10 protein-coding genes and 2 tRNA genes are annotated in these 12,547 nt (G+C 47.8%); 3 read left to right on the plus strand and 9 right to left on the minus strand.

The window, feature by feature from the left end; translation table 11 throughout:
• Nucleotides 1–5 precede the first annotated feature (5 nt).
• Nucleotides 6–2,045, plus strand: a complete 2,040-nt coding sequence (locus A1sIIA65_RS06775) for a (Fe-S)-binding protein (protein WP_095676770.1) — start codon at nucleotides 6–8, stop codon at nucleotides 2,043–2,045.
• Here the strand turns inward: A1sIIA65_RS06775 and A1sIIA65_RS06780 are convergent.
• From A1sIIA65_RS06780 to gyrB, 6 genes are all read right to left on the minus strand, one after another.
• Entirely contained in the window at nucleotides 2,026–2,586 is a 561-nt protein-coding gene (locus A1sIIA65_RS06780) for a rhomboid family intramembrane serine protease (RefSeq protein WP_223298525.1), read from the minus strand. The two genes, A1sIIA65_RS06775 and A1sIIA65_RS06780, sit on opposite strands and share 20 nt — an antisense overlap.
• Nucleotides 2,587–2,589: 3 nt before the next feature.
• Entirely contained in the window at nucleotides 2,590–3,102 is a 513-nt protein-coding gene (locus tag A1sIIA65_RS06785) for a peptidylprolyl isomerase (RefSeq protein WP_095676771.1), read from the minus strand.
• A 55-nt stretch (nucleotides 3,103–3,157) separates the two neighbouring features.
• Nucleotides 3,158–3,230: transfer RNA gene (locus A1sIIA65_RS06790), tRNA-Ala, on the minus strand.
• Between the two features lie 13 nt (nucleotides 3,231–3,243).
• A tRNA-Ile gene (locus tag A1sIIA65_RS06795) sits at nucleotides 3,244–3,318 on the minus strand.
• A gap of 96 nt (nucleotides 3,319–3,414) precedes the next feature.
• Nucleotides 3,415–5,913 carry a DNA gyrase subunit A gene (gene gyrA / locus A1sIIA65_RS06800; RefSeq protein WP_095676772.1) on the minus strand — a complete coding sequence of 833 codons (2,499 nt, stop codon included), beginning with the start codon at nucleotides 5,911–5,913 and terminating at the stop codon, nucleotides 3,415–3,417.
• Entirely contained in the window at nucleotides 5,913–7,883 is a 1,971-nt protein-coding gene (gene gyrB, locus A1sIIA65_RS06805) for a DNA topoisomerase (ATP-hydrolyzing) subunit B (RefSeq protein ID WP_190283217.1), read from the minus strand. Before gyrB ends, gyrA begins: the two co-directional genes overlap by 1 nt.
• Before the next feature lie 299 nt (nucleotides 7,884–8,182).
• Here gyrB and A1sIIA65_RS06810 point away from each other — a divergent pair, with 299 nt between their 5' ends.
• Nucleotides 8,183–8,905 (plus strand): response regulator transcription factor, encoded by a 723-nt coding sequence (locus A1sIIA65_RS06810; protein ID WP_095676773.1) that lies wholly within the window; start codon nucleotides 8,183–8,185, stop codon nucleotides 8,903–8,905.
• 5 nt (nucleotides 8,906–8,910) lie between these two features.
• Nucleotides 8,911–10,380 carry a sensor histidine kinase gene (locus A1sIIA65_RS06815; RefSeq protein WP_095676774.1) on the plus strand — a complete coding sequence of 490 codons (1,470 nt, stop codon included), beginning with the start codon at nucleotides 8,911–8,913 and terminating at the stop codon, nucleotides 10,378–10,380.
• On the opposite strand, the gene A1sIIA65_RS06820 is transcribed toward A1sIIA65_RS06815, so the two are convergent.
• From A1sIIA65_RS06820 to dcd, 3 genes are read right to left on the minus strand one after another with little or no spacing between them, the layout of a single operon-like run.
• Nucleotides 10,357–11,280, minus strand: a complete 924-nt coding sequence (locus tag A1sIIA65_RS06820) for a M48 family metallopeptidase (protein WP_095676775.1) — start codon at nucleotides 11,278–11,280, stop codon at nucleotides 10,357–10,359. The genes A1sIIA65_RS06815 and A1sIIA65_RS06820 overlap by 24 nt on opposite strands.
• 8 nt (nucleotides 11,281–11,288) lie before the next feature.
• On the minus strand, nucleotides 11,289–11,837 hold the full coding sequence (locus A1sIIA65_RS06825; RefSeq protein WP_095676776.1) for a LemA family protein: 549 nt from the start codon (nucleotides 11,835–11,837) through the stop codon (nucleotides 11,289–11,291).
• Nucleotides 11,838–11,894: 57 nt separating this feature from the next.
• Nucleotides 11,895–12,473, minus strand: a complete 579-nt coding sequence (gene dcd / locus A1sIIA65_RS06830) for a dCTP deaminase (protein WP_095676777.1) — start codon at nucleotides 12,471–12,473, stop codon at nucleotides 11,895–11,897.
• Nucleotides 12,474–12,547 lie beyond the last annotated feature (74 nt).

Here is a 12,547-nt window from a genome sequence, read left to right on the forward strand (position 1 = left end):
CGTTCATGAAGTTAGCGCTTGCAAGCATCTCCTATCTCATCACTGTATTTGCATTAGTCCTGCTTGCAATTCGAGTTCGCCAACTCATCGCTATCTATAAGAAGCAGCAACCTGACCCAACTCGCAGCAACGATAAATCTGCGCGCTTTAAGAACATGCTCAAAGAAGTTCTGGGTCACACCAAGATGCTTAACTTCACTGGGACTGGAATTGCACACTGGTTTGTGATGATTGGTTTCGGAGCACTCTTTGGAACTCTTGTCACTGCATATGGTCAAGTAATCAACCCAGAATTCGCACTTCCCATCATTGGTCACTTCGTGGGTTATGAACTCTTTGCAGAAGTCATTGCAGCCCTGACTGGTATCAGCATTGTTACCCTCATTGGAATTCGCCAAGTAACTCGCTTTAGAATGCTCAATCGCTTTAGTGGTTCTGGAATGGGTAAGGCGTATTACGTTGAAGCAACGATCTTGGCTGTTGTCTTCTGTGTTATTGCACTGCGTGGGTTAGAAGGTGCACTGGCTGGTGAAACGAGTTGGAACTGGCATTACGCAATCTCTTGGCCTGCAGTTGCGGCATTTGACTCAATGTCCACTGCATCCATTGAAAGTGCGATTGTTATCGTTGCAACGCTCAAGATTGTTGTGTCGATGGCTTGGTTTATTGTCATTGCATCCAATCTCACCATGGGTATTGCATGGCACCGCTTCTTAGCCTTCTTTAACATCTACTACAAGCGCAATATTGATAAGCCAGCACTCGGTGCACTGCCTGAAATGCTTTCCAAGGGCAAGCCTGTTAACTTCGAAGACCCTGCAGAAGATGATGTCTTCGGTCTTGGCACACGTGGAGATATCTCCTGGAAGGGCTTGCTGGATATGACCAGCTGTACTGAGTGCGGCCGGTGCCAATCTCAGTGCCCTGCTTGGCACACCGATAAGCCTCTCTCTCCCAAGCTTCTCATTATGGCAATGCGCGATCACGCAATGGCAAAGGTTGTTGAGACTGAGAATTTGGTGGGTGAGAACGCACCCATTGATCTTGATGTCCTCTGGTCCTGCACATCATGTGGCGCATGCGTTGAAGAGTGCCCAGTAGATATTGAACACGTTGATCACATCGTGAATATGCGCCGCTTTCAAGTACTTGTTGAATCTGAATTTCCGACAGAGCTTGGTGGGACATTTCGTAATCTTGAAAAAGCAGGCAACCCATGGGGTGCTAATAAGCAAGATCGCGAAGGATGGATTGCAGAGTGTGACTTCCCTGTTCGTGTTGTCAGTGGCGAACTGCCTGAGGAAGTTGAATACTTATTCTGGGTTGGATGCGCTGGCGCATATGAAGAGCGTGCAAAGAAGACAACAAAGGCAGTTGCTGAACTTCTCCATATGGCTGGTGTGAACTTCGCAGTTCTAGGAAAGCGCGAGACCTGCACAGGAGATCCTGCACGCCGTTCCGGAAATGAATTCCTCTACCAAATTCTTTCGCAAGAAAATATTGCAACATTTAATGAAACTTTCGGTGATCGCCCTAAGGGGAAGAAGAAAGTTGTTGTTACCTGTCCTCACTGCTTCACAACCATCGGTCGCGATTATGCACAAAGTGGTTTTGAACTTGAAATGTTGCACCACACACAACTTCTCAATACTTTGATTAAAGAAGGACGCCTGAAGCCAAGCCCACATAAGTCAGATAAGAAGCTGACCTATCACGATCCTTGTTACCTCGGTCGTCATAATCAAATTTATGCACCACCACGCGAACTGCTTGAAGCAAGTGGTTGCGATGTGGAAGAGATGCCACGTAATAAGGAACGCTCATTCTGTTGCGGTGGCGGTGGCGGTCGCATGTGGATGGAAGAGAAGATTGGTACTCGCATTAACCTCAACCGCGTTGATGAAGCAATTGACACAGGAGCGCAAGAAGTTGCTGTTGCATGTCCGTTCTGTCGCATCATGGTTGGCGATGGAATGGTTGCTCGTCAATCAGATGTTGAAGTACTCGATGTTGCGCAGATTTTGCTTAGGAACGTGAAGAGCTAAGCAAGACCTTTGTAACCGCAAGGCCAGCAATAAGTCCGCCAAGGTGTGCGCGCCAATCAACTCCACCGATAGTAAAGCCCAGAACAAAGTTAAGTCCGATGATGACAAGGGTGCTCTTGACTTCTGCGCCAATTCTTCTCCCAATAATTATCCAGGAGCCAAAGAGGCCAAAGACAGCTCCTGATGCTCCGATGGAGTAACCGCTATAGCCAAGAAACATTGCAGAGGCGATAGATCCACCGATGAGGGATGCAAAGAAGATGATCAGAAACTTGCTTCGTCCAAGGAGCGTTTCAATGGGAGTGCCGAGTGAATGCAGCGCAAGCATGTTAAAAGCCAAGTGAATCGGAATTGTGCTTGAGTTATCGTGAATTAATGCGACGGTAACTAGTCGATACCACTGATTTGTTACTTGAAGTAGATCGATTCCATAGAGTGCAAATGTTCCAATAATCCCTGAATCAACGAGTTCCCAGAGATAAAAGGCGCAGATAACAGTGATCAGCGTTAGGACTGCTGATCGCTGCTTCATGCGTGGCATTAATTAAGCGATAGTGACGCTATTGATAACAACTGGTGTCACAGGCTTATCTTGCGCACCTGTTGGTGTTGCACCAATCTTGTCGACGACAGCTTGTGATGCAGCATCTTTTACTTCACCGAAGATTGTGTGCTTGCGGTTGAGCCATGTTGTTGGAGCGACAGTGATGAAGAACTGTGAACCATTTGTTCCAGGTCCTGAATTAGCCATTGCAAGGATGTATGGGCGATCAAATTGAAGTTCTCCGTGGAATTCATCTGCGAACTGGTAACCTGGTCCGCCGAATCCCTGACCAAGTGGATCTCCACCTTGAAGCATGAAGCCTGCGATGACGCGGTGAAAGATTGTTCCGTCATAGAGCTTCTCTGTTGACTTCTTACCTGTGCGTGGATCAGTCCACTCTTTAGCTCCTGTTGCAAGACCGACAAAGTTTTCTACAGTCTTAGGTGCGTGGTTAGGAAAGAGCTCGATGACGATATCGCCAAGAGATGTGTGCAGAGTTGCTGTTGATGACATGTGATTTCCAATCGCTGCTTGATAGTAAAAAACCCACCATAAGGTGGGCTTCTTGTGGAGACCAGGGGAATCGAACCCCTAACCTCTGCCTTGCAAAGGCAGCGCTCTACCAATTGAGCTAGGTCCCCGTATTAGAACGGGTGGGCCCAGGTGGACTTGAACCACCGACCTCTTCCTTATCAGGGAAGCGCTCTAACCAGGCTGAGCTATGGGCCCGCAAACGAACTTTCGAACGTGAGCAGAAGCGCAAGGTTACTTGAAATTCATCAAGGAGCCAAAACGGCTAAGCCATAACTACAGGCGTGAACCCTACTACTTTTGCGGAGAAATCTCATCTTCGCTGTTGCAGGTCACAGATAACAGGGTGGCACCTTCATCGAGGTTGACCAGGCGAACGCCCATTGAGTCACGCCCAGTTTGGCGCACTTCAGCAGCTGGGGTGCGCATCACGGTTCCAGCAGATGTGATCGCCAGAATTTCATCGCTATCGACTAATACCAATGCTGAGACAAGTGTTCCGCGAGAACCTTCATCAATCTTTGCAGCCTTGATTCCAATTCCACCGCGACCTTGTAAACGATATTCATCAATTGGAGTCTTCTTGCCATAACCACCATCGGTGGCTGTAAAGACAAATGCACCCACAGATGTTTGCGCATCTACTCGTGACATGGTGAGAAGTTGATCTCCTGCGCGGAACTTCATTCCAATCACACCTGATGTTGATCGACCCATTGAACGAAGTGATTCATCATCTGTTGTAAAGCGCAGTGACATCGCCTTCTTTGAAACCAGTAGCAACTCATCGCCGTTGCGAACGAGGGATGCTGAGACAACTTCATCTCCAGGCTTAAGTGAAATTGCAATCAATCCACCTGTGCGAGGTGAGTCATACTCAGAAAGCGGAGTCTTCTTCACAAGACCATTCTTTGTTGCAAGAACTAAGAATGGTGCTGCGTTGTAATCCTTAAATGAAAGTACTTGTGCAATCTGCTCATCAGGCTTAAATGCCATCAAGTTAGCAACGTGCTGACCGCGGGCATCGCGACCTGCATCCGGCAACTCATGCACCTTGGCGCGATAGACGCGACCTTGGTTGGTGAAAAAAAGTAGCCAGTCGTGAGTAGAGGCAACGAAGAAGTGATCGACAACGTCATCTTGCTTAAGAGCTGCACCCTTCACGCCACGACCACCGCGACGCTGTGATTTATAGAGATCAGCGCTGGTGCGCTTTGAGTATCCACCACGAGTAATGGTGACAACAGCATCGTGATCTGGAATTAGATCTTCTGCAGAGAAATCACCTTCGCTTGCAACAAGCTGTGTGCGGCGCTCATCGCCATACTTTGCGATCAAATCTGAAAGCTCTGTCTTGATAATTTCGCGCTGTTTAGCCTCTGATGCCAAGATTGCATTGAGCTCGATGATGTCAGCCATCAAACCTTCATACTCATCATTGATCTTCTGGCGCTCAAGTGCTGCAATACGACGCAGCTGCATATCCAAAATTGCATTTGCTTGAATCTCATCAACATCAAGGAGCTTCATCAAACCTGTGCGGGCTTCCTCCGGTGTCTTTGATGCACGGATAAGTGCAATCACAGCATCGAGTGCATCGAGCGCCTTGAGGTAACCCTTAAGAATGTGTGCGCGCTTTTCTTTCTCAACCAAGCGGAACTTGGTGCGACGGACAATAACTTCAACTTGGTGCTCGATGTAGTACTTGATGAATTCATCAAGGCGCAGTGTGCGAGGAACGCCATCGACGAGTGCCAACATATTGGCACCGAATGTGTCCTGAAGCTGTGTCTGCTTATAAAGATTGTTAAGGATGACCTTAGGAATTGCAGATGATTGAAGAACAATGACAAGGCGCTGGCCTAAACGCTCATTACCTTCATCGCGCACATCAGCGATGCCCTTGATCTTGCCATCTTTGACGAGCTCGGCAATCTTCAAAGCTAAATTATCTGGGTTAACTTGGTATGGAAGTTCAGTGACAACAAGACATGTGCGCTTATTGATCTCTTCAACATTGACCACTGCGCGCATCGTGACTGAACCACGACCTGTGCGATATGCATCTTCGATTCCACCACGGCCAACAATGAGCGCCTTTGTAGGGAAATCTGGGCCTTTAACGATGGTGAGCATGTGGTTGAGAAGATCAGGGGCTGCCATATCAGGATGTTCGAGCGCGTAGATGACTGCTTCACCGATTTCGCGAAGGTTATGTGGCGGAATATTTGTCGCCATACCCACTGCAATACCTGCAGAGCCGTTGACGAGAAGGTTAGGAAAACGTGATGGCAATACATCTGGCTCTTGTGAGCGACCGTCATAGTTAGGTGAGAAGTTGACGGTATCTTCATCGATATCGCGCATCATCTCCATCGCGATCGGCGCAAGACGCGCTTCTGTATAACGCATTGCAGCAGCTGGATCGTTACCAGGTGAGCCGAAGTTTCCATTTCCATCTACTAATGGATAGCGAAGAGACCACGGCTGGGCTAATCGAACAACGGTGTCATAGATCGCGGTGTCACCATGAGGGTGGTAATTACCCATGACGTCACCGACGATGCGAGAAGATTTGTAATAACCCTTATCTGGGCGATAGCCAGCGTCATACATTGCATATAAAACACGGCGGTGCACAGGCTTAAGACCGTCACGAACATCGGGAAGTGCGCGACCGACAATAACTGACATCGCATAGTCGAGGTAGCTTCGCGCCATTTCAACTTGAAGGTCAACTTTTTCGATGCGATCGAAAGTTACCTCTTCCGGTGTTGTCTCATCAATAGCCATTAGATATCCAAGAACCTAACATCCTTAGCGTTGCGCTGAATAAATGCGCGACGTTGTTCAACATCTTCACCCATAAGAACTGAGAACAAATCATCGGCAGCTGCTGCATCGTCAAGAGTTACTTGAATCAGAACTCGGTGCTCAGGATCCATTGTGGTATCCCACAACTCTTTAGCGGGCATCTCGCCAAGTCCCTTAAAGCGCTGAATTCCATCTTCCTTAGGTAAACGCTTTCCGGCATCCAGACCAATCTTGATCATGCCATCGCGCTCTCGATCGCTAAATGCGTATTCGACAGGATCTTTTCCGCCCCACTTCAACTTATATAAAGGAGGCTGTGCGAGATAGACGAAACCATTTTCAATCAGTGGGCGCATAAAGCGGAAAAGAAGAGTGAGCAGCAGTGTGCGGATGTGTTGACCATCAACGTCAGCATCTGCCATCAAAATTATCTTGTGATAGCGAAGCTTTGCAATGTCGAAATCATCGTGAACACCTGTGCCGAGCGCCGTAATAAGCGCCTGCACTTCATTGTTCTGCAAGACGCGATCAATGCGCGCCTTCTCAACATTAAGAATCTTTCCACGGATAGGCAGTACAGCTTGATTACGTGAGTCGCGTCCACCCTTTGTTGAACCACCCGCAGAGTCACCTTCGACAATGTAGAGCTCACACTTTGAAGGATCAGTCCACTGACAATCAGCAAGCTTTCCTGGCATTCCGCGACCTTCAAGCAAACCTTTTCGATTACGCGCTAAGTCCCGCGCTTTACGTGCTGCAACGCGAGCAGATGCTGCATCAATTGATTTACGAATAATGTCTTTACCCTCTTGAGGATTTTGTTCAAACCAAGCAGTCAGATGTTCATTAACAACTTTTTGTGTAAAGGACTTTGCTTCAGTGTTACCCAGCTTTGTCTTTGTCTGTCCTTCAAACTGTGGCTCACCAAGCTTGATTGAGACAATAGCTGTCAGACCTTCACGAACATCATCTCCTGTGAGGCGGTCTTCCTTCTTACGAATCAAACCTTGTTCTTCAGCAAACTTATTAACCACTGATGTGAGCGCAGTGCGGAAGCCTTCTTCGTGTGTTCCACCTTCATGTGTGTGAATGGTATTTGCAAAGGTATAGACAGATTCAGAGAAGCCGTTATTCCACTGCATGGAAACTTCAAGTGACAGACGTGCCTTCTTATCTTCGGCAACGAGTGCAATGACTGATTTATGCAGTTCTCCACGAGTTGAATTCAGGTGCTTTACAAAGTCAGTAATTCCACCTTGGTATTGATAGCGCACGGTGAGCTGTTCGCCCTTTTCATCAACGTGGCCAGGTCGCATATCTGTCAGAGATAAAATCAACCCGCGGTTAAGAAATGCCATCTCTCTAAATCGTGCAGAGAGAACTTCGAAAGAAAAATCTGTTGTTTCAAAGATATCTTCAGATGGCCAGAATTGAATTGTTGTTCCGGTCTCTGTTGTTGCCTCACCTTTTTTCACGGGAGCAGTTGGAACACCGAGTTTGTACTCTTGTGTCCAGATAAATCCATCTCGCTTTACCTTTGCAGATAAATTAGTTGAGAGCGCATTAACAACGGAGGAACCAACACCGTGGAGACCACCAGAGACTGAGTAGCCACCGTCTCCGAACTTTCCACCTGCGTGCAAAACGGTGAGAACTACTTCAAGAGCTGGCTTCTTCTCAATCGGGTGGATATCAACAGGAATTCCTCGACCGTTATCGATAACTCGAAGAGATCCATCTTCCATCAGCGTTACGGCAATCTCTGTGCAATAGCCTGCGAGCGCCTCATCTACTGCGTTATCGACGATTTCATAGACAAGGTGGTGAAGGCCGCGCTCACCTGTGGAGCCGATATACATACCTGGGCGCTTGCGGACTGCCTCAAGACCCTCAAGGACGGTGATCGAGGAGGCGTCATATCCGCCGGATTCCTTCTTCACATCAGCCAAGGGGGGCTCCTTCAAATGTCCTGTATGGGGCTGTAGAGCGGTAATTCCTCTAGAGCAGGCTCAAATCCTATCGCTAAATGGAAAGTCAAATAACCCTGAAAAGCCTTAGGAGTGGGAAATACCGCGCGAAGAGCAGCAGGGTGAGGGTTCCCATTAAAAAGTTGTAGAAATACCGTCTCTCCACAAGCTTTATCCCCATTGTGTATGAAGTTACATCAATGTAATTCAGCGTGTGCAGTCACTGAGTAACATCGCACGATTCTCAGCAAAGACTCAGGTTGTAAGAGGATGGTGTGGCCATGGCAACTAAAGAAGTGAGTGAATCAAAGGGTCAGCGCATCCTCGTCGTCGATGACGAATCAAGCATCAGCGATCTCATCGCAACAAGTTTGAAATTTGTTGGTTTCGATGTGCGCACAGCTGCAACAGGATCACAAGCGTTAACAATTGCTGAAGAATTTAAACCCCACGCAATGATTCTCGATGTCATGTTGCCTGACCTTGATGGATTTGAAGTCTGTCGCCAGATTCGCAATGAAGGAATTGAAGTAGGCGTTCTCTTTCTCTCTGCCAAAGATGAGATGAAAGATAAAGTACAAGGCTTAACTATTGGCGGCGATGATTACATGACCAAGCCATTTAGCCTTGAGGAACTTGTCGCACGACTTCGCGCACTCCTTCGTCGCATCGGTGTTACTGAGCAGAAAATGGATGAAGAGAGGATTCGCTTTGCAGATCTTGAGCTCAATGAAGCAACACACGAAGTTCATCGCGCAGGGCACTTACTCGAAGTATCCCCCACTGAATTTACTCTCCTTCGATACATGCTCATCAATGCAGATCGCGTAGTAAGTAAGGCACAGATTTTGGATCATGTTTGGGACTATGACTTTGGCGGCGATGCTGGAATCGTTGAAACCTATATCTCCTACCTTCGCAAGAAGATTGATATCTATGAACCAGCACTCATTCACACTGTGCGCGGTGTTGGCTATCGACTTAGATTGCCTGCAGCTAAGTAGATTCAATGAATTCGCCATTTCGCACCTGGAGCTTGCGCAGCAGACTTTCGCTAGGAATTGTTCTACTCACAGCGATGGGATTTATCGCTGCTAGCTTTGCTACACAATCACTTCTTAAGGGTTACTTACTCACACAAGTAGATGACCAATTGGTTGCAATTTCAGAAGCAGCCGTTCCTCGAATTGAGCGCGGTGGAATTGCTATTGACGAAGATGATGACGATGAACGACCTGGTCGTGGACTAGGGCGCGGGCTTGGTGCTCCTGCACCACTCTCTCAAATACCAACGTCAACATCGATCACAGTTCTTGGCTCTGATGGCGCTGTTCTAGGCGGTTTAGGTGGCAATTTAGGAGGCGCATCAATTACTTCCTATCTAGCAGGTCTACTGCCTGAAGAAGTTGCAGTTCATGGTGATGAAGCTTTTACGATCGCAGCTCCTGGTCCTGACTTCAGAGTTATTGCAAGGCCACTGACATCACCTGCTGGAACATTTGTCGCTGCGCAAAATCTTGGTGAGCTAGAGCGAACTCTGGCGCGACTTACTTTCTTATTTGGCCTTATCGGTCTGGCACTTCTTATCCTGATTGCCACAGCATCACGAGCTGTAATCAAAATTGGGCTTCGTCCATTGGAAGATGCGGAAAAGACTGCCGGAGAAATTGCAGCTGGGAATTACTCTGCGCGTATGCCAGAGACTGATCCTGGAACTGAAGTTGGTCGTTTAGTCTCATCGCTGAACTCGATGCTCTCACGTATTGAAAAGTCATTTGCAATCCAGAACGAGAGTGAAAACAAGTTACGTCGCTTCGTTGCAGATGCATCTCATGAGCTGCGCACACCAATCACGGCAATTCGCGGATTCTCTGAACTTCATCGACAAGGCGCTGTCACTGGTGAGAAAGAAACTACTGAACTAATTGGTCGTATTGAAAATGAATCAAAGCGTATGGGTTCACTTGTGGAAGATTTACTTCTTCTAGCTCGCCTGGATCAATCACGCGAAATGGATTCAAAGCCAGTTGATATCAATAAGGTTGTTGAAGATGCCGTTATCTCTGCTCGCGCTGCCGGCCCTGATCACCCAGTTGAATTCATTTCAAGCAACGATGAGATTTTTACCTTGGGTGATGAAGTGCGCATCCATCAAGTGGTTGCAAACTTACTTGCCAATGCTCGCGCTCATACGCCAGCAGGTACTCCAATTACAGTCTCTCTTTCAACAACAGATGCAGGTGTTGAAGTCACAGTTGCAGATAAGGGTCCTGGGTTATCACTAGAGGATCAGAATCGGATCTTTGAACGGTTTTATCGCACAGATGCATCACGTGTTCGAACCGGAAGTGATGGCAGTGGGTTAGGTCTTTCTATCGTTGATGCTGTGATGCGCGCCCATGGTGGCAGCGTCTCTGTGGAATCAACGCCAGGTATAGGCGCTGTATTTACCTTGTTATTCCCCCGCAGGGCCGAGTGACTCCATCGCCTTTAACGTGGCGATACGTTCTTGAATTGGTGGATGGGTACTAAATAACTTAGAGACTGCTTGTCCATCCAGTGGGGATTCAATCCAAATATGTGCAACTGCATTTGATTTCTGACGCACCACAGTGGAATCAGCAGCTAATACCTCAAGTGCTTTACGAAGACCCGCAGGATTTCTTGTGAAGGAGACTGCAGTGGCATCAGCTAGCGCCTCACGCTTACGTGAAATCGCAGATTTTAATAACATCGCTGCAATGGGAGCGAGCATAAGAACTACAAGAGAGAAAACAAGTGCGAGTGGATTTGAATTGCCACCGCGATCTCTATCTCTACCTCCACCAAACCACATCATGCGGGTAAGGAAATCACTCAAGATTGCAATCGCACCTGCCGTTGTTGCAGCAACTGCTGAGACTAATGTGTCACGGTTTGCCACGTGAGATAACTCGTGGGCAATAACTCCTTGCAATTCATCGCGATCCATTACTTCAAGTATGCGTGTAGTAAAGGCAATGAGGGCATGTTCTGGATTTCGCCCTGTAGCAAAAGCATTAGGAGCGCTATCTTCAACGATGGCAACCTTCGGCATGGGCAGTCCACTTGCGATGACAACTTCTTCAATCACATTAAAGAGCTCTGGCGCATCCTCGCGTGTAATGAGTTTGGCACCTGTCATGGTTAGAACTAATTTATCTGAGCCGTAATACGAACCCCACACGCCAATGAGTGCAAAGCCCACCGCTATCGGCACCATCGTTGATGCTGTGCCCACTCCGAAATATGTCATTGCAGCATATGCAACAAACCATGTCAGAACACCCATCGATGCCAGAAGGAAGTAAGTCTTTCCTTTATTGGCAGATTGCAGTGCGCGGAAGTTATTTTCAGCCATAGATAAAACTAGAACTTAACGTTAGGAACGTTACGATCTGCTGCATTTTCTACTTCATAGAATTCGCGAGCATCAACCTTGGCAAAGCCTGCAAAGAAGTTGGTAGGCACTGTCTTCACAGCTGTATTGAGCGAGCGCACAGTGTCGTTATAGAACTGGCGCGAGAATGAAACTTTATTCTCTGTAGTGGAAAGTTCCTCTTGGAGAGATAAGAAGTTAGAAGATGCTTTCAAATCTGGATACGCCTCAGCAACTGCAAGCAAACCACGTAGTGCATTGGTGAGTGCGCCATCTGCTGCTGCAACATCTGCAACAGTGGATGCACTCGTTGACTTAGCACGGGCTGCAACGACAGCATCAAAGGTGCCCTGTTCATGTGCGGCATAACCTTTAACGGTCTCAACGAGGTTAGGGATCAAGTCTGCACGGCGCTTGAGTTGAACCTCAATCTGCGCGAATGCCTCATCGACTGTGATGTTCAGTCGTATGAGGCGGTTGTATTGAGCAACAGCAAAGATAACGAGAAGGACGAGTGCGCCAATGACGATAAATTCCATACTTACTTCAACCCCTTTTGCCTGGTTGGTATTCCCCAGATAGAGATTATCTAGGTGTTATTTGATTTTACTTTGGTGGAAATTCATAAAGGAACGGCTTGGGGTTGGCCCACGCTGTCCTTGATAACGAGATGCATAGATTGCTGAGCCGTAAGGATGCTCAGCAGGGGATGAGAGTTTAATCAGACAGAGCTGACCGATTTTCATGCCTGGGAATAACTTCACCGGCAGGTTGGCAACGTTGGAGAGTTCAAGAGTGATGTGGCCAGAAAAACCTGGATCGATAAAGCCAGCAGTTGAGTGGGTAAGAAGTCCAAGGCGCCCTAGAGATGACTTTCCCTCTAAGCGACCTGCGATGTCATCAGGCAGTGTGATGATTTCGTAGGTGGATGCCAGAACGAATTCACCTGGGTGCAAGATAAATGCTTCGCCATCTTCGGCGATGACTTCGCGGGTGAGCTCAGATTGTTCGATCGATGGATCGATCACTGAGTACTTGTGGTTCTCAAAGACGCGGAAGAACTTATCCAGGCGGACATCAACTGATGATGGCTGGATCATCGCCTCTTCATAGGGCTCAACGGCAACGCGGCCTGATTGAATTTCGGAGCGGATATCGCGGTCACTGAGTAGCACGGCGCGAGCCTACCTTTTTTACCCCATAAAAAGGCCCTTGGCACGCTTGCGTAAGTTACTGGCGGGTAGCACCA

The sequence above is a fragment of the Candidatus Planktophila dulcis genome, from assembly GCF_002288225.1.
GTDB classification, from domain to species: Bacteria; Actinomycetota; Actinomycetes; order Nanopelagicales; family Nanopelagicaceae; genus Planktophila; species Planktophila dulcis.